Source organism: Methanolobus chelungpuianus, from assembly GCF_024500045.1.
Taxonomy (GTDB): Archaea; Halobacteriota; Methanosarcinia; order Methanosarcinales; family Methanosarcinaceae; genus Methanolobus; species Methanolobus chelungpuianus.
This window is the reverse complement of sequence record NZ_JTEO01000011.1, coordinates 51,159-69,245: the sequence shown is the minus strand read 5'-3', so window position 1 is coordinate 69,245 and position 18,087 is coordinate 51,159. Positions and strand designations below refer to the sequence as shown.

Sequence of the window (18,087 nt, the reverse complement as noted above, 5' to 3'; positions counted from 1 at the left end):
GAAGAATTATGGAAGTCAAGGACATTATGACGGAACCTGTAAACATTGACAAGTCAGCTACGATCTCCCACGCACTTGACATAATGGAAAAGAAGGGAGTGAGGCGCCTGCTTGTTACTCACGATGAGAAGATCGTGGGTGTGCTCACAATGAGAAATCTCACAAGGGAGCTCGGTACCCGCAAGAAGGGGAGCATGCCTGCATCCGCCCTGCATGTTGCTACAGCGGTTTCTGATAATTATGTGAAAGTACTGCCGGACACCAAGGTAACGGATGCGGTCACCCTCATGGCCCGCAACGGAGGAGTCATAGTAGTGGTCGAGAACGAGAAGGTCCTCGGATGGGTGACACCCACGGAGCTTCTTATGAAGAATGACCTGAAAGGATACGTGGCTGAGGTCATGCAGAAGAACCCCATCGTGGCAAGCCCTGCCGACCGCGTGATCCACGTAAGGCGCCTCATGCTCGATAATAACATCGGCAGGGTGCCCGTAGTTGAAGATGACAAGCTCGTAGGCATAATCACCGAAAAGGACATTGCCAAAGCTATGCGCTCATTCCGCGATATTGTGGACGGCAACAAGCAGGACGCACGTATCAAGAATCTCATTGTGGAAGATATAATGAAGATGGGCGTCAAGACGGTCTACACCAATACACCGATAAAGGACGTTGCAAAACTCATGCTCGATGAGAACATTGGCGGGGTGCCTGTGATCAATCTGGAAGAACAGATGGTAGGGCTTGTTACAAGGAGAAACATTGTCAGTGTGCTTGCACAATAAACAGTCCTGAACAAGCTTATGAACCGGAGTACCGGAAAGCAACAGGAGAAGGCGACAGAAGCTTTTGAGATGTCGCCTTCCAGATTTTCAGAGCTGCTTGAGAAGAAAGCCATACTGCAGGACTGGGGAGGTCATGATGACTTTTTCCGGTTCACCACCAATGTGGGAAGGATAGACGAAGGCAGCGTGCTGATAAGGGAAGAGGACGGCTTTGAGGTCATCCAAGGATTCCCTAAGATCAAAAGAGCCATCATGCTGGCTCCTGCGCTTGAGAGTCACTTTGAAGGCATCAGCTCTGTTATCGTTGAAGAGAAGATGAATGGCTACAACGTCCGGGTGATCGAGCATAAGGACAAGCTGGTCGCCTTCACACGCAGCGGACACGTATGCCCCTACTCCAGCGACCGTGCCAATCGGCTTCTTGAGCGGGATTTTTTCAATGACCATCCCGAGTATGTGGTCTACGGCGAAATGGCAGGCCCTGATAACCCGTATGTGCCAAAGGACATCTACGGAGTGGATTCGCTTGAATTCTTTGTCTTTGATATCCGATACAAAGATGGGGGCACGATGCCAGTCCACAATAGAAGGAAGCTGGCGGAGGAGTGCGGTTTCACCCAGGTGGAACTGCTCGGGGAGTTCGCATTGTCCGGGGCTGCTGACAGGATAAGGGAAATTATCGCGGAACTGGGAAAAACAGAGCATGAGGGCGTTGTCATTAAAGACCCGGCAATGGTATTGCAGCCATTGAAATACACATCCTCACAAAGCAATTGTGCCGACCTGCGCCACGGATTCAGATTCTACAACGAATCCGGGAAGGATTACCTTTTTGCCCGGGTCGTGAGGGAAGGGTTCCAGTCAGTGGAATGGGGCGAAAGCGAGGAGGATATCAGGGAGAGATGTCTCAGGCTCGGTGAAAGCATACTCAGGCCCATGAGAGAATCGATTCTCCACGTGCAGGGAGGTGAGCGCCTGTGGGAGGATGTGCGCATACGGGTCACGGATGAAAGTACGATAGATATGTTCAGGATGTATCTTGAGAGACTCGGCCTTGATGTCATCTTCGGAACTCCTGAGCGCGTGGGGGATGAGTATATGGTCAATATAAGGAAAATGAACAAGAGCACAACAGACAAGACCCTGGGGATAATCGAGGGCCAGCTATGGTCGTGAAAAAGAAATATAAGTAAAAACATTTATTCGTAAGACCATACGGAGAATGCTCATATGACTAAGATCGCCATCATTGGAAGTGAGAAGAGCGGAAAGACCACTCTTGCCGGGAAGCTGGGCAAAAAGGGCAGCGTTACTGACATCACGATGTACGACTATGCCAAGAACGACCGGGTGCTCACTACCATCGATGCGACCGGATACCCGGCTTCCGTGAAATCCCTTCTGACAGCACTCAATCTTTCAGACATAGCATTGCTCTGCATACCTCCGCAGGGGCTTGACCCTCTTGCAGCCGAATGCATCATTGCACTTGACCTGCTGGGATACAGGCATGGCGTCATTGTCCAGACGAAAGCCGACCTCTCCTATCCGCTGGCAATTGAGGAAATGAGAGAAAAGCTCAAAAAGATCACAAAGGGAACTGCACTTGAGAACTGGCAGTATCACACGGTCTCCACAACAAGTTTTGAGGGCATGGAAGAACTCAAGGAGCTCATCTTTTCCATGGGAGACAAGGTTGACGCCGAGCAGAGGAACTTGGACAGCCTGCCTGCAAGAGTAGTTATTGACCAGTCCTTCAATGTGACCGGTATAGGCTGCGTCGTCCTCGGGGTAGTATCACAGGGCACCATCCATGCCAAGGATAAGCTGGTGGCATATCCGGCCAAGAAAGAACTGGAGATCCGCTCTATCCAGATGCATGACGTGGATGTCAAGACCGCTCCTGCAGGTGCAAGGGTCGGCCTTGCGCTCAAGGGAGTGCAGTCAAAGGACATTGACAGGGGATTTGTCCTGTCCGCGCAGGAAGATGTCGTTACCGATCTGACCCTGGAATGCACACTATCACAGCTGGCAAAGGAGGTCTCAGTAGGGGACATGCTGCATCTCTATGTCGGCCTGCAGTCCTCGCCTGTAAAGATCAGGAGCATAAAGCAGGAAGGACAGAACGCAGAAAAGGCAAAGCCCGGGAAAAAATACATAATGGAGCTTGCGGGCACGAAGGAAATAGCCTTCAGTAAAAATGACAGGTTCGTCCTGGCAAACCTTGACGGCAGGCAGAGGTTTGTCGCCTTCGGGCACAGCCAGTGAGTGGTCTTCTCCCTTACTTTTTAGGCAGGAGGTGTTTGAAGCCTTCCAGAATGGGAGGCATCTCAACGGCCTTTGTGAGCTGGACGCTCTCAGGCAGATCTACCATGGTGGGCTGCTGAATAGCAGCAGACGAGGTCTCAATTGTGGATCGCTGGACCTTGTATCCGGAATCGCCGCTTGAGAAAGATGCCGGTGCTGTTGCCGCAGGGCGCTCATTGGACAGATTGAGAGGCCTCTCTTCTGCCCCGGTGTCCGCACCTGAGCCTTTGAGTCCTGATTTTGTATCCCTCTCTTTTGCCCTTGCTCCTTCCTCTTTGCCGCGGAGATAGTTCTCACGGGCAAAGTCACGAAGATCATATTCATCTGCAAAACCGTAGAGCCGGGAAAGCTGCTCCTGCACCCAGCCTATTTCCGAGTGCCTGTGGTAGCCTACCTCAAACCCGAGCTTGTGGGAAACCTCAGCAAGATGGGCCCTGTCTGCCGGGGATATTATCTTGCTTTCTTTCTCTTTTTTGAATAGTGCAACCATAGGACACCATCATTCCAGATAACCTTCGACCCTCAGGCCTCTTTCGGTAAAGCTGACAGCACGCATGTTACAGTCATGTCTCGTGCCACGCATCTTGATTACCTGGATTGCCCGTGTCATAGTCTTATCATACAGGAAATTGTGCATGAAAACCACACCGTGCGCAGCGAACTGCTCTGTGGAATATGCAGTGGGGTCTGTCATTTCAGACAGCAGTACAGTGGTGCAGCCAAGCTTCTTCAGGTTGCGTATGAACCTGCTCATCTCCTTTTCCTGCAGAGAGAAGTCGTTGGTAGTGAACCTTATGGCGGACACTGAATCAATGACAAGGCGCTTGACATCGTATTCGGAGACATATGCTGCTATCTCCTTGAACACCATGGACGGGGAAGGAGCCTCGCTTTCAATGGACGTCCTGCCGACATTATAATCCGTTGTCACGAACTCGCTCATCTCATCCATGTAGCCGTATTCCATTCTCGGGCCCAGGTCTGCAAAAAGAAGTTTCTGCATCTTGATGAGAGAAGTGATGTTCATCGCATAATTGGACATGTCGTTGATGATGTTCTGCGGGCACTCCAGAAGTGTAGTGTATAAGCCTACCTCGCCCCTGGAAGCACCGTGAGCAAGGAACTGTACGCCAAAGGTGGTTTTCCCGCTTCCGGGCGGGCCGCTCAGCACATAGACCCTTTCGGACAGGAGGCCCCCCTGTACCAGATCATCAAATCCTTCTATTCCTGTAGGTATTCTCATAGATACTACCTCTGCATATAAGTAGGATAATATACTTTTAGGAGTATTATTAAACTGCAATATATTTTAATGCATCGATTGGATTTTATAAAAAGCCGTTTAAATAAATGCCCTGCAAAGATTCCTTGATATCCATATATGTCTCCCGCCAACAATCAGACCTTCACTATCGATCACAGGGACTTAATGTGGTCAGCAAAGACTTTCGCCCTGTCAGTGCTGACAGCGTTTATTATCAGTATGCTCCTTTACGCTCTCATGCTAATCACATCGGAGCCTGCACCCGTTGATGAAATTATCGTCTCTGCGGCCTCCGCAGCAACGTCCAAGGTCACGGTGGCAGCCGAATACATCAGCCCCATGTGGGCCATATTTATTTTCAATAGCATAGCTGCCCTGATGGCATCGCTGGGTACGGGGCTGTTCATGTTCATTCATCCCCTGCTGATATCGGATATCCGGATGAGGGCAGATCACGGCAGGTATGCCTCTGTTTCCATTGGCTTTGAAAGGATGCTTGTGCCTGGCAACAGGCTGCTCCAGAAGCTTGCGCATCGCATGGATGCCGGTTTTCCATATACTGATGCTGATACTCCGAAAGTGGGATTCTGGGAATACTGTGGCTACAGCCGGGAAGATTACAGGATGCTTGCATACATGCTCCCTTTTACGATACCTTTCCTGATAATGATAGTCAACGGCCTTCTGATGGGGATACTACTGGCATTCTTTGTATTCAACGGCTCGCTCACAGGCTTTCATATATTCGGACCCAAAGGGATATTCCTCGGAGCGTTCTACAATCTGACCTACTTCGTCATATCCATATTACCCCACGGTATCATCGAGATACCTGCACTGCTGCTGGCGGCGGCACTTGGCTACAGGTTAGCCCGCATCCAGTCCTCAGATATCGTCCATAAAGGACTATTCCTCGGCAACAGTTACGGGGAACTGAAAGCTGACGTGGTGCTTGTTCTTGATACTGTAAAAAGGTATATGCTCTCAGGGTACCTGTGGAAAATGTCCGCAATAATGATTCTTATGCTGCTGTTTGCAGCGTATGTGGAAACCTATGTGACACTGCGGATCGTTGAAAGAACGATGCTTGGGCTTGACGGTTTTCTGGGAACGATATCAGTTTAACCTTTGCACTTTCAGATGTAAAATAGTATGGAATTATTTATACGCTCATACAGCACATAGATAAGTATCAAATATGGGTGGTTGATATGAACGTAAAAACACTTCTTATGCTTCTAGCGGTCAGCATGCTGGTCACAGGAACAACTGCACCTGCTCTGGCAGTAAGCCCGCAAGCTTATGGTACTGACGACGAGATAAGCGTTGCAATGCCCGACCTGGATAACGGACAGGCATATGTGCCCGGGGAGATACTGGTAAAGTTCAGTCCCGGGATGTCCGAGGCAAAGATCTCGGCCCTGAATTCAAAGCACGGTACCTCAGTGGCTTACACAAGTCCCTATGCAGGCTTCAGGAAACTGAACATCCCGAAAACAAAGTCAGTGGAAGAGATGGTGGAGATCTACAGCAGGAATCCCAATGTCGAGTATGCTACGCCAAATTATCTGATGCACGCATCTACGGTGCCCAATGATCCTTATTACGCATACCAGTGGAACTTCCACTCAGGACATGGCATCAATCTTACACATGCCTGGAATATATCAGCAGGCCAGGGAGTTATTGTAGCTGTGCTGGATACAGGAATAGCATACGAGAACTATGGCACTTACGCGCTTGCCCCGGACCTTGCAGGAACCTCTTTTAAAGCAGGATGGGATTTCGTTAATAACGATCCTCATGCAAACGATGACCAGGGGCACGGCACACATGTGGCCGGTACGATAGCCCAGTCAACAAATAACGGGATTGGCGTTGCCGGGGTTGCCTATGGATGTACCCTGATGCCTGTAAAGGTCCTCAACAAGAGGGGAAGCGGGACCCTGCAATACCTTATTGATGGGATTACTTATGCTGCCGACAATGATGCGGATGTGATCAGCATGAGCCTCAGCTTTGCTCCCGGGGTGAATCCTGAGGGACTGGAAAATGCGATCAATTATGCATACGGGCAGGGAGTTACAATTGTAGCTGCCGCCGGAAATGATGGCCTGGGAACTGTCTGTTATCCCGCTGCCTATGATAAATGCATAGCTGTGGGCGCAACCAGATATGACGGAGACCGTACATCCTACTCCAATTATGGAGAGGCCCTTGATATAATGGCACCGGGTGGAGACACTGCCATTGACCAGAATGGTGACGGGTATGTGGACGGCATCCTGCAGCAAACCTTCAGTGTCAGACCCACAAACTTCGGATACTATTTCTACCAGGGCACCTCCATGGCAACCCCGCATGTGGCAGGCGTCGCGGCCCTTCTCATTGCTAACGGGGCCACTGGCCCGGATAACGTGAGAGCTGCCATCCAGGATACTGCCAGGGACATCTACGGAAAAGGATGGGATGCAGGCTCAGGCCACGGCATAGTGGACGCCTATGCAGCTCTCACTTATGCAACTACCGTACAGCCGCCGGTCAACCAGGCGCCTACGGCGCGTATGACCATTAATCCTTCCAGTGCCTATGCAGGCGAGAATATAACTTTTGACGCATCAGGCTCAACAGACTCCGACGGGGATATATCCTCATACTCATGGGCTTTCGGTGATGGATACACCGGGAACGGGGCCACTGCGCAGCACGCCTACTCAGCTGCCGGGACCTATAATGTGACCCTGACAGTCACTGATAACTCCGGAGATACAGGCATAGCTACAGGGACAGTGAGCATAAGCGAAATTCCAGTATCCCAGGCGATTGACGTTGCTGTCAGCGTAGTGACTGAGACCAGGTCTGCAGGAAAGAACTTGTTCGTGAGCGGTAAAGCCACAGTCAATGTAAAATCCAACGGTGAGGCTGTCCAGGGCGCAGTCGTCAATGGTCACTGGAGCATTGCAACGAGTGACATTGATACCGCAACAACAGGTGCTGACGGGACGGCTACTGTGCTCTCGGATTCGGTGAAGTACAAGACAGGAACCCTGACCTTCACGTTCACAGTTGATTCAGTAACTATCAACGGTACAAAATATACTGTGTCTAAATCCGGTACAGTTGACTACCCGTAAGCCAGAGGCATTTCTAGGATAGAGGGAGTGTCCTTTCGGACACTGTTATTTTTATAATGCTTTCCTGAACTCGGCCATGCCTGCTGCCACGTTCCTCAGCAGCTGGGCAGCCATCTCCTGGGAGGGCCATGAGCCGAGGCCGCAGTCGGGGCCTGCGTACCTGATACATTCCCCGAAGATAGAATATGCTTTCTGGAGCCTTCTTGTGATCAGTTCAGGGGTCTCCATCTGCGTCACGATATCCTGCATGTGGGCTCCGTCCTTCCAGACATTGGTATTATACTTATCGTTAAGCACTGCCGCAAGGTTGAATATATCCGTGCGGGCTATTCCGACACGCAGGAAGGTGTCGCTGTCTTCAAGTTCCTTACGGTCTATAAGTTCAAGGTAGGAGGGGGTGGCTGCCGATTCCACGCCTACGACCCCTATATTGCGGGCCTGGCATGCGAGAGTGTAGTGCAGGGGCGAGTGCAGGTGTATCTCAACATCACATCCGGCCCTTTTCGCAGAACTGCAGGCGATATCCATTGCGTATATAAGCTCATTGCTGTCGAACATGATCTGAGGGTTGATGCCGATACTGGGTTCATCTATGGAAACAGTCCTTATATTGAAATTACGGGCATTGGAAAGTGAATTGCCTACAAAGCGGTCCACGCTCTCTGCAAGCAGGTTCAGGATATCCGTATATTCGGTACCGCCGAACTCCTTGAGATATAGTTCTAGGGGGCCAGTGACACAGACACGCACATCCGGCTTCTTTCCATGTTCTTCCCTGTACTCTCCGGCAAGCTCCTCGATGGCCTCAAGTTCCATTATCCTGGCAGCATCCTGCTTCACCCTGAAAGGCTCCTCTGACTTTACGGGGTCCCTGATGATGGACAGGAACTGCTCGTTCATATCCTGGTACTGGGGATAGGTAGGCACATCCACGCCTGCTTCCATCTTCTGCCTGAAAGCATCACTTATTACTGCGAACAGTTCCCTGTTGTTCCTTCCCTTGGAGAAGCTTTCCTTCATCCAGTCTTTCGACCTGCCCGGAGGGAGGGGAAAGCTGCCTATATCATCAAAAAGTATCCCTGTCATGAATGTGCTATAGGATGCGCTTCAACTTATAAATTTTGGATTCTGGTCTTCTCAGCTATCCTTGATACGAAATAGTTGATGCATTGCTGGGAATAGTCCAGGGATCTCGGGGACATGCCGGAGATTATCTCATTTGCCGTCCGTGAGGGTTTTACAGGCCTGCGCTCCAGAAGGCAAATATCCTTGTGCTTGGAAACCGTCTTCAGCAATGTCCTGCAGTTCCAGCACATCCAGTTTCTCTTTACCGGACAGGCTGTCAAACACTTCCCGCAGGTCCCGGATGTCCTTACTGTGCTCATCTGCCATTTCGTCAAAGAGGATTCCTTATTTCCATTATACCACCGGGAATTACTATGTAAATACAATAGAAGTACTTATTGAAAAGAAATTATATTAATTTTATAGTGGATCTCTTAAAAAAGGATGCCTTAAAGGACAGTGTAAAAAAGAAGGCTCTGGGTCCGGGCCCAGAGCAAAGAATTGTTTTATATATTCTTCCGATCAGGCTTTTTGGGGTGCCGGAAGCGCCAGCATGATGCCGATATTATCAAGAGCCTGAGCAACCTGCTTGAAGGCTGTGAAGAATTCCTTTGAAGCCTCTTCCACATCTTTGGTCCTTGGCTCTGAAGAGAACCAGATCTCTTTCTCCGTATGTCCGCGGCTCAGGGAAACGCACGCAAGCATGTCACCTTTTGTCAGCCAGTACACGGAATTGACACCTGTCGGTGTAACCCAGGACGGATGGATGGACTTGAGCTCATTTATGAACCTGTCCCAGTTGACGGTTGCGGATGCTTCCAGGTTCAGCTTGAGGCTGGCACGGTCTCCGGTTATTTCCTTGTCAAGGCTGCCAAGGAGCTTCTTGTACTGGACATCAGAATCCTGCACAAGTATGTCTTCCTTCACAAGCTTTTCTGCCTCATCGGCAAAGAACGGAGCCAGGTTCACAAGGCTGGAAGGCTTTGTTGCCACCGACACACCGAAGAAGGCCACACCGCTGAGGAGCATACCCAGGATGACACCGTGGTTTGAGAGCAGGGAGCTGATGGGTGCGAGGAAACCGATAGCTTGCAGAGGAGTGCCTGAGTAGTCTATGATCGTAAAGGCTATCTGTGCTACAGCCCCTACTACAAGTCCTGCCAGGGCACCTTCCTTTGTTGCACGCTTCCAGTACAGGCCACCCATGAGCGGGAAGAAGTAGGAAGCACTGGCAATAAAGGTTGCAATGTGGATGGCTTCTATAATCCCTGTGATATAGAAGGAGAAGAACGTTGCAGCCAGGACTATGATGAGCACGCTGACCCTGTTGACAGCCATCATCTCTTTCATTGTTGCATCCGGCTTTATATACCTCTGATAGATGTCACGGGAAAGGCATGAACCGCCCGATGTTGCAAAGGTATCTGCGGAAGACATTGCAGCTGCGGCAAGCCCGACACCGGCCAGGCCAAGTGCAAGAGGTGACAGGTTCTCGACTATGAAGAACAGCAGCGCCGGCTCAGCCTGTGCCATGGCACCCATGCCTATCTCTGCAAAGGAGGCAGGGATCCCGGGATAAAGATAGCTGAGTCCGATGGCTATAAGCGTACATGCCACGCCGAATACCAGGAAAATGAGGAAGGAGCCCATGATCATACCATTGCGTGCAGACTTCTCATCCCTGGAAGCCCATATCCTCTGCCAGGGGTCCTGCTCGGTCACCCAGCCTGGTATAATGGCAAAGATGAAGATCATCACAGCAGGTATGCCGATTATGAACGGGTTCCACCAGTCAGTGGAAACGTTCCCGAGGAGCTCGGATGTACTGATCGCCGGGATCTCCGCTGTGCCGGCAGTAGCTGCACTGACAACAATGAAGGCCATGGCAAGAGCAAACACGGACAGCAGGACGAACTGGACCATATCTGTCCAGACCACAGCTGAGAAGCCTCCCAGGGTCACATACAGGGAGATAGCAATAGCCACTATTGCTGCAGCATAGATGGGCGGCAGGCCGAAGAATATCTCCAGGACAAGTGAGAGGCCCCTGATATCTGCAACTGCGAATAGAATCATCACAACAGCAATGATGAACGCAACGGGACCACGCAGGGTGCTGCTGTACCGCTGTTCAAGAAGTTCCGGCTGGGTAATAGCAGGCAGGTGCTTGATCTTACCCACAAGCAGGGCAATGAGTAACAATGCCAGGATGTTAGGGGCCACAAAGCTCCAGATGGAGCTCATGCCCAGCACAATGTAAAGACCGATAACAGCAAGTATCCCACCGGCAGTCATCCATGAGGAGGCCGCTGAGAAACCAATAGCTACCGATCCTATCCTGCGTCCGGCAAGCCAGAAATCAGTGACAGATTTTTGTTTTTTCGAGAAGTACAGTCCGATGGATATCAACCCGAGCAGGTAGACCGCCATCAGTAAAAGGAATATCTGATAATTCTGCATAACTACAACCTCTTTTATCACGTGAGGCTTCCGTAGAACTACACATAGAAGCCGTGTTTATAATTGATATATGTAATCAAAGTTCCTATATAAGCGTTTTTAAAAAACAGGCTTTAGGATTAGTAAAGTACACTTTACTAGTTCTCAAATAAGCATGCCTGCGGAGATTAAATTAAAACCCTTCAGCGAAAAGAAAATTAAATTAAGTTTATAATTGCTGCTCAAAAATCACATCTGAAAAAACAGGCACCTGCCGGGCCAATAATAATATGGGCCACAATAATATTATAGTACGGCGGAAACTATCCTAATCATGACCCTTGAGCCGGTTCACATAAAGGAGATACACGACCTTGTGTCACGCATTGATTCATGCCTCAGGAAAGAGGACCCCGAAAGCGATGACACCGACGAGGTATCAGATATCCTTGACCTGCTTAAAGAACTCAGCTATGACGGGAAGGTCGTTCTTAAGGCCATCGGGAAAGTGAAACGCGGAAAGGCCAGCATTGAGAGAATGATACACTCGCAGGACCCCTTCAGGATAAGCTATGCCTGCGACAGCGGCAGCACCACGGCAAGAACATTCGATAACGGCCTCTACGTTGATTTCTGCCACTGTGCCATGACATCAACTCCCACGAACCTGGAGACCCATAACATGCGCACCATAGTGGCAGCCACCTACACTGCCAGCACAAGGGTTGCCATCAACGTGATCCCGGACTGGGAATATTTCGATTCGGGAGCCGGACGCAAGAAGATAATACGTATCCCACCGGGCACCCTTAACAAGAAGGTCAATGATATGCTGCATGACATCGCCCTGTACCTCTGCGAGTCCGAGCACATACTCTGGATGTGCGAGCGGATGGAGGAAGGCAGTTTCTTCATCATGGACGGCCCCATATATCCGAAGCGTCTGATGTACTGGATGGTGGTGCCCTCGGAGGAGATACAGGTCCGCACCGACCATCATTGTGCAAGGATCATGCAGAACTATATCGACATCATGGACCACCACATGGAAAAACGGAGGCCTCTTATCGGTTTTGTCAAGAACCCGGAGGATATGCAGGTTATGCAGACCCTTAAAAAACAGGAAACACAGCTTGACCTTCCATGGCTGCTGGATGCGCAGTTCTTCAAGAACGCACTGTCCCCGGAGAGAGCAGGCATACGAGGTGCCGAGGCAAGGAAGCACATAACCTACACCAACTGGTTCCTACAGCCAAACCAGTTCTACGAGAAGATGCTCAGCGCCACGTCCCCCCTTGTGAAGGACAGGCTCTCCCACAGGTTCCCTGCAGAAGATTATGCACTTGCTTTCTTCATGGTGTTCGTGCCCTCAATGGGTACGATATTCAAGATAGAGTCCCCATACGGCCTTGTCAGGGACGAGGAGATGAGGAACCTTATCACAAGGAAAGTGCTCTATGATGTGGCACTGAACGGCATACCAAGGACCCTGGCAAAGGCCGACTCGCTGGCAAAGATACAACTGTCCGAAAGGCGCCAGATAATTGACAGGTTCAGAAATTCCAGAATAGATACAACTTATAACGAAATACGATGGGGTGAAACGGATGAGAGATGAGGACATACTGTCCTTTGTTTCCAGGGTCAGCAGCGGCACCGGGACTACAAAGGTGGTTATAAGGACCAATGAGAAGGATATCAGGGAAAAGGATACTCCCTCTGAAGAAAAAAAACATCCTTTTGAGGATTATGAGCCGGGCGAGAGAAACATGCAGAGAACAGATAACGGACTGGATGCTGCGATCGGGATAATCACCACAGGCCTTGAGCCCCTGGAGATCAACGATACGGGAGCAAGGATAACCGGATATATCACCACCTCCTGCCGCAGGAACGTGCGCCTGGGGACCTACGTCCTGGTGCCCTACGGGGACGAGGACCTTTTTGCAAGGATCTGGAAACTGCAGTATGTCCAGGAATACGCCGTGGACGATGCCACCGAGATCCATTCCCGCAGGATGCTCCGGTTCAACGACACCGATGAAGTGGATTACAAGTTCCTGGCATACCTCGACCCCATCTGCATACTCTACGAACAGAGAACAAAGAACGGCAGTAATTCCCTTGCAAGAAGGATGGGGGACAGGATACCGCGCCCCAACACACCCATACTGCCGGTCACCGATAAGACAAAGCTGCAGACCGGGCTCAATATCCCCGGCGAGGGCATATTCCTGGGACACCTGAGCGTCGGCGGGGAACTTGTAAAGACCCATGCAGTGCCTCCCACGGTCCCTTATTACCTCAGGAACGACTATTCCATGGGTGATCCCCTGATATTCAGGCACATGCTGGTCTGCGGCAGTACAGGCACAGGAAAGACCTTCCTTACCAAGAACATCCTGAGACAGTTCATGAGCGAGAATAACAGGTACAAACTCAGGGGCTCCGAGGAAAGGAAGAATCCCTGTCTGGTTATAATGGACCCGCAGGACGAATATTCCCAGCTCTTCGAGGACAACCCCGAACTGACGCAGGAGGATGATTTCGCCTTCAGGGCCGAGAAGGTGAACTTCGGGGCCTGCAGGCACACAAGGACATTCGTGGCAAAGGTGGATGGTGAGGGTTATAAAGGCAGGTCAAGGGCAGAGCAGGTGGAGTTCACAATACCCTTTGAGATGGTACGCAACAATTCCTGGCTCATAGCCCCGGTGGGCATGACAGAACTGCAGTATGTAGGCGTCGACCTTCTGCTTGATGATTACTTCAAGAAGAGCATACAGCACACCTATAGCGGCTTCATGGACTTCATCGATGACGATGCCTCAAGGGACCGCTATGTGGAGAGCGGCAAGATACACGAGTCTTCCTATGACGGCATTGTGCGCAGGGTGAAGAACCGCGCCCTTGCAAGGGTATTCGACCAGCAGGCAAGGCCCATCACCGAGCTCCTTGGCCAGATATTCCGATCCGGCCAGGTGAGCGTGTTCCCCACCGAATACATCACAAGCACCCGCATACGGGACCTGATAACCCTCACGCTGATGAGCACCATAGTGGATAACAAGCTCAGCACATCAGGGGACACGGCCGTCAAGGACACACCCATCATCCTCGGACTCGATGAGGCCCATCGTTACCTTGCACAGGCAGGAGGAGAGCACTCCAGGCGCCTCATATCCAAGTTTGCCGATGCCGCGCGCCAGGGCAGGAAAGAGGGACTGGGGCTCTTCCTTATAACCCAGGACCCGCAGGATATTGATGATACCGTCTTCAAGCAGATCAACACGCGCGTTATCCTGAACCTGAGCAACGATGCCGCTATCAGCGCAATGAAAGTCAAAAAAGAGTTCGAGAAGCGCATTCCGTATCTCAAGAAGGGACAAATGATAGTGCAGAGCCCCGATAACAGTGATATGGTGGAGATCGTGGGCCTGTCTAGATGTGTGGTGAAGCATGTTTAATACCCATGCTTCATACCTTCCCACCGAAACGTATATATGAGGAAAGTACGTATGGGAGGTTCGCTCACATAAACATACAGCGCGGGCCGGTAGCTTAGCCAGGAAGAGCGATGGACTCTTAATCCATCGGCCAAGGGTTCAAATCCCTTCCGGCTCGCATTAAACTTCGTCCTTTTCTGATTTTCCGTCATATCCCGTCATAACCGTCCCTCACTTTTCTTCCGGATTACCTTCAGTTGTGAAGATGGCTGTAAAACATTAAATCCGATCAGCCCAATGTAGGTTCATTTTCTTGATAAAGGTGAGAACATGCCAAAAGTAAGCCTTGATGTCCCTCAGGAACTCCTTGACGACCTTAACCGCCATGTGGGCAATGACAAGAAATTCGTGTCACAGGCAGATGCCATAAGGACAGCCATCCGCAAGATGCTGGACATGATGGACGAGATTGACCGGAGGCACGGCCGGCTGGAAGAAGAAAATAAGTAATCTGTTTTTTACCCTGTTCACAGGCTCCTCAGGAACTCAACGCATTTTGCGCCTTCCTCAAGACTGCTCATTTCAGTGACCATCATGCCTTTGTAACCGGATAGCTTTCCCATTACCGTTTTCCAGTCGATGCTGCCCTCTCCCAGGGGAAGGTGCTCGTCATGGCCGCCGTGGTTGTCATGGATGTGAATGTGGACGACCCTGTCCAGGCACCTGCCAAGGAACTCGTCCACAAGCCCCATGGTGTTGGCATGACCCAGGTCCAGGGTCATGCCCGCATTCTTCCTGTCCACCTGTCCCAGTATGTCCAGCATCTCATCCGGCTGCCTGCCGAATATCTGGGGAAGGTGAGGCATGTTCTCAACGGCGATGACCATGTCCTGATCCGCTGCGAAGTCGCATAGCTCCCTTATGCACCGTATGCTTGTCTGCAGGCAGTTGTCAGGAAGCCGGGCGCCATAAGGTGAAAGGTATCCCGGGTGCAGCACTGCTATTTCCGCAATGCCGGATGCCAGTTTCAGATGGTTTTTCATCTGGCGCATGATCTCTGCCAGTATGCCGGGGTTGAGGCTTGCAAGGTTCATATCGGAAAATGGAAGGTGGATACTCAGCTGTAGTCCGGTGGTCTCCAGGATATCCCGGACATGTCCCATGTTCTCAGGCGTCAGGCACTGCGAACCCTCCTGAACCATCTCCCATCCTGAGTATCCTATGTCTTCAAGCTCATAAGCCCACTCGAAGGAGGGGCCGACTATCGCACGGGTGGAGAAGCTGAGGTTCCTGATTCTCATAGTTGTTTACGTTCCGTCAGACACTTGTGATATCCAGTTCGAAATTGGCTATACCGTTCTCCGTGGGAGGTGTCAGCCAGTCAAAGAACCTGAGGAGTTCCTCAGGTGAATCGGCCATGATACTTATTTCTATGGAGCCCAGAGGTTCCTCCTGTGCAGGAAAGTTCAGGCGGCCCACGGTGGCTACCTGCTTGCTGATGATAAAGGATGTCGATCTCTCATTCTTTGACATGCCTTTGTATAACTGGGTGCGGGCCGTGTCAATTATCTGCTCCTGCCTGATCATGTAATGGATGTTCACAAGAGAATGTATGTCCCCCTTAAAAGAAAAGATGCCACTGAATTCTGATATCTCCTCATAGGCTGGCTCACTTTCCGGGAACATGCTCTTGAGCGCCGCACGTACGATCTCCCTGTCTTCGGTGGGATTGGCCCCTGCTGAGACTGCGACCTCTATCATTGTGCTCCTTCCATCAGCGCTGCTATCTTATCCCTGAACTCTTCCAGGGTGCCGTTATTGGTGATCACCAGGTCTGCTATTTTCATGGCCTCTCCCATGCCCCAGCCCAGCTCACGCCCGTCCCTTACCTGCAGGGCACTGATATCCTGCATGTCATCGCTTCTGCCGCGTGCTTTAACCCTTGTGAAGCGCGTATCAAGATCAGAATCGATGGAAACCAGTGTAAAATCATCCCCGAAAGCCTTCTTGAAGCACTCGACCTCAGGAACACTCCTGACACCGTCTATGGCAATGAGATCCTTGTTCGCAGCCCTTATCTTCGGGATACAGCGCCTGGCTACAGCATCCCTGCCTTCCGTCTCACGCAGCTCGGTGCCGATGCCGCCTGTGTTCACATCAGTGGGCTCCAGTCCCCTGCGCATCACTTCTTCCCGGATCGCATCACCCATGTTTATAACTGTGATGCCCTTGCTGCGCAACACGGAAGATGCCTCTGACTTTCCTGAAGCCGGCATGCCTACAAAAGCTAAGATCTTTGTCATTTAATTAACCTGTCATAATTTGTGGATCAGGACGTAAGAAGAATTATCCGATATCCTTTATGTATTGTATAGGTCTTTCCCCATACATCCTACTTATATATTAGTATCCCCTGATACAGGGAACGCCGGATAGTTCCTATCATGCATGGTGCCGGTAAAAGAAAATCGCTCAGGTAAATATGAGATAAATGCGGACGAACAGGGTTTTATGAAGATAGAGAAAGTGCATTTCCCGGGGAACATTTTCCTTGCTCCCATGGCAAATGTGACAAACATGCCTTTTCGCCTCATGTGCAGGAAATATGGCGCATCAATGACATATTCTGAAATGATAAGTTCCGATGCCGTAGTCTATGAGAGTGTAAAGGCCTTTGACAGGGGTCTGAGCTGCGAGGAGGAGAGGCCTTTCGGGATACAGATATTCGGGAATTCCCCTTCTATCGTGTCAAGGGCAGCCTTGGCTATAGAAGAGACATATCATCCGGACCTGATAGATCTCAATTTCGGGTGCCCGGCACATCTGCTTGTAAAGGACGGGTTCGGCTCAGCCCTGCTACGATCGCCTGAGATCATTTACGAGATAGTCAGGGAGCTCTGCGAAACTATCTCCACACCTGTGACAGCAAAGATACGCGTACTGGAAGATATGGAAAGAACGCTGCATATTGCAAGACTGATAGAGAAAGCCGGAGCCTGCGCCATAACTGTCCATGGAAGGACCCTGGAGCAGCAATATACCGGGAAGGCGAGCCACGAGTACGCAAAGAGGATAAAGGAAGAGCTATCCATACCTGTGATAGCGAACGGTGACATCGTTGATGAGGCTTCAGCTTCAAGTGTTCTTGAGCACACGGGCTGTGATGGGATAATGATAGGAAGGGCTGCAATGGGTAACCCTTTCCTCTTCAGGAGGATCGCTCATTACCTGGAGACCGGGGAACTGCTGGAATATGACGAATGCCTCCAGAGGATCGCAGATCTTGAAACCTATATGAGATCACTTCAATACTACGGTATGACGCACACAGTCAATCTCAGGGCCCATGCCCAGTGGTTCACTAAAGGCATTCGCGGGGGCAAGCATATCAGGACAAGGATAGCAGAAGCAAAAGACATTGAGGGGATAATTAACAGCGTAAAGGAAATGTGTGTCGATGGACCCTGAAATCCCCATTAGATTAATTTAGGGGTATTTCAATAAAAACAATTTTAATTAAATTCATGGTGTAAATCACCGAAAGACTAAATAGTGATAAATCGATTCTACACAATTAAACATGGCATTTAACGGCAGATGTCGAAAAAAGGTGTGCGGCAAGCCACATAAATAAGAATCTGCTATTGTGC

General features: G+C 50.5%; 17 protein-coding genes and 1 tRNA gene. 10 read left to right on the top strand and 8 right to left on the bottom strand.

Annotation, left to right across the window (positions count from 1 at the left end; translation table 11 throughout):
- The first annotated feature begins 8 nt into the window (after positions 1–8).
- The 3 genes from PV02_RS12685 to PV02_RS12675 are packed head-to-tail and all read left to right on the top strand — an operon-like array spanning position 9 to position 3,053.
- Positions 9–785 carry a CBS domain-containing protein gene (locus PV02_RS12685; protein WP_256623784.1) on the top strand — a complete coding sequence of 259 codons (777 nt, stop codon included), beginning with the start codon at positions 9–11 and terminating at the stop codon, positions 783–785.
- An 18-nt stretch (positions 786–803) separates the two neighbouring features.
- Complete coding sequence (locus tag PV02_RS12680) at positions 804–1,961, top strand: RNA ligase (RefSeq protein WP_256623783.1); 1,158 nt, start codon at positions 804–806, stop codon at positions 1,959–1,961.
- Between the two features lie 54 nt (positions 1,962–2,015).
- Positions 2,016–3,053 (top strand): EF-Tu/IF-2/RF-3 family GTPase, encoded by a 1,038-nt coding sequence (locus tag PV02_RS12675; protein ID WP_256623782.1) that lies wholly within the window; start codon positions 2,016–2,018, stop codon positions 3,051–3,053.
- A gap of 13 nt (positions 3,054–3,066) precedes the next feature.
- On the opposite strand, the gene PV02_RS12670 is transcribed toward PV02_RS12675, so the two are convergent.
- Together PV02_RS12670 and PV02_RS12665 are read right to left on the bottom strand one after the other, a co-directional pair.
- Positions 3,067–3,582 carry a hypothetical protein gene (locus tag PV02_RS12670; RefSeq protein WP_256623781.1) on the bottom strand — a complete coding sequence of 172 codons (516 nt, stop codon included), beginning with the start codon at positions 3,580–3,582 and terminating at the stop codon, positions 3,067–3,069.
- A 9-nt stretch (positions 3,583–3,591) separates the two neighbouring features.
- Complete coding sequence (locus PV02_RS12665) at positions 3,592–4,335, bottom strand: RAD55 family ATPase (RefSeq protein WP_256623780.1); 744 nt, start codon at positions 4,333–4,335, stop codon at positions 3,592–3,594.
- 186 nt (positions 4,336–4,521) lie between these two features.
- On the opposite strand from PV02_RS12665, the gene PV02_RS12660 reads away from it, so the two are divergent.
- A complete protein-coding gene (locus PV02_RS12660) occupies positions 4,522–5,481 on the top strand; it encodes a stage II sporulation protein M (RefSeq protein ID WP_256623779.1) in 960 nt (319 codons plus the stop codon).
- 86 nt (positions 5,482–5,567) lie between these two features.
- Positions 5,568–7,490, top strand: coding sequence for a S8 family serine peptidase (locus tag PV02_RS12655; protein ID WP_256623778.1), 1,923 nt, complete (start codon positions 5,568–5,570; stop codon positions 7,488–7,490).
- Between the two features lie 51 nt (positions 7,491–7,541).
- On the opposite strand, the gene PV02_RS12650 is transcribed toward PV02_RS12655, so the two are convergent.
- From PV02_RS12650 to PV02_RS12640, 3 genes are all read right to left on the bottom strand, one after another.
- Entirely contained in the window at positions 7,542–8,576 is a 1,035-nt protein-coding gene (locus PV02_RS12650) for a methionine synthase (protein ID WP_256623777.1), read from the bottom strand.
- A gap of 129 nt (positions 8,577–8,705) precedes the next feature.
- On the bottom strand, positions 8,706–8,882 hold the full coding sequence (locus tag PV02_RS12645; protein ID WP_256623776.1) for a hypothetical protein: 177 nt from the start codon (positions 8,880–8,882) through the stop codon (positions 8,706–8,708).
- Between the two features lie 195 nt (positions 8,883–9,077).
- Entirely contained in the window at positions 9,078–11,015 is a 1,938-nt protein-coding gene (locus tag PV02_RS12640; RefSeq protein ID WP_256623775.1) for a sodium:solute symporter family protein, read from the bottom strand.
- 313 nt (positions 11,016–11,328) lie between these two features.
- Between PV02_RS12640 and PV02_RS12635 the strand changes: the two genes are divergently transcribed.
- From PV02_RS12635 to PV02_RS12620, 4 genes are all read left to right on the top strand, one after another.
- Positions 11,329–12,612 (top strand): DNA double-strand break repair nuclease NurA, encoded by a 1,284-nt coding sequence (locus PV02_RS12635; protein ID WP_256623774.1) that lies wholly within the window; start codon positions 11,329–11,331, stop codon positions 12,610–12,612.
- The gene (locus PV02_RS12630) at positions 12,602–14,458 is read left to right on the top strand and encodes an ATP-binding protein (protein ID WP_256623773.1); all 1,857 of its coding nucleotides are present in this window, start codon (positions 12,602–12,604) and stop codon (positions 14,456–14,458) included. Before PV02_RS12635 ends, PV02_RS12630 begins: the two co-directional genes overlap by 11 nt.
- An 83-nt stretch (positions 14,459–14,541) precedes the next feature.
- Positions 14,542–14,615: transfer RNA gene (locus PV02_RS12625), tRNA-Lys, on the top strand.
- 152 nt (positions 14,616–14,767) lie between these two features.
- On the top strand, positions 14,768–14,947 hold the full coding sequence (locus tag PV02_RS12620; RefSeq protein ID WP_256623772.1) for a ribbon-helix-helix domain-containing protein: 180 nt from the start codon (positions 14,768–14,770) through the stop codon (positions 14,945–14,947).
- Between the two features lie 17 nt (positions 14,948–14,964).
- Here the strand turns inward: PV02_RS12620 and PV02_RS12615 are convergent, their stop codons facing one another.
- The 3 genes from PV02_RS12615 to PV02_RS12605 are packed head-to-tail and all read right to left on the bottom strand — an operon-like array spanning position 14,965 to position 16,740.
- The gene (locus PV02_RS12615) at positions 14,965–15,738 is read right to left on the bottom strand and encodes a sugar phosphate isomerase/epimerase family protein (protein ID WP_256623771.1); all 774 of its coding nucleotides are present in this window, start codon (positions 15,736–15,738) and stop codon (positions 14,965–14,967) included.
- Between the two features lie 16 nt (positions 15,739–15,754).
- Positions 15,755–16,198 (bottom strand): RNA-binding domain-containing protein, encoded by a 444-nt coding sequence (locus PV02_RS12610; RefSeq protein ID WP_256623770.1) that lies wholly within the window; start codon positions 16,196–16,198, stop codon positions 15,755–15,757.
- Positions 16,195–16,740: an AAA family ATPase gene (locus PV02_RS12605; protein ID WP_256623769.1), complete on the bottom strand. Its 546-nt coding sequence runs from the start codon at positions 16,738–16,740 to the stop codon at positions 16,195–16,197. Before PV02_RS12605 ends, PV02_RS12610 begins: the two co-directional genes overlap by 4 nt.
- A 208-nt stretch (positions 16,741–16,948) precedes the next feature.
- On the opposite strand from PV02_RS12605, the gene dusB reads away from it, so the two are divergent.
- Positions 16,949–17,905, top strand: a complete 957-nt coding sequence (dusB, locus tag PV02_RS12600) for a tRNA dihydrouridine synthase DusB (RefSeq protein WP_256623768.1) — start codon at positions 16,949–16,951, stop codon at positions 17,903–17,905.
- Positions 17,906–18,087: the final 182 nt, after the last annotated feature.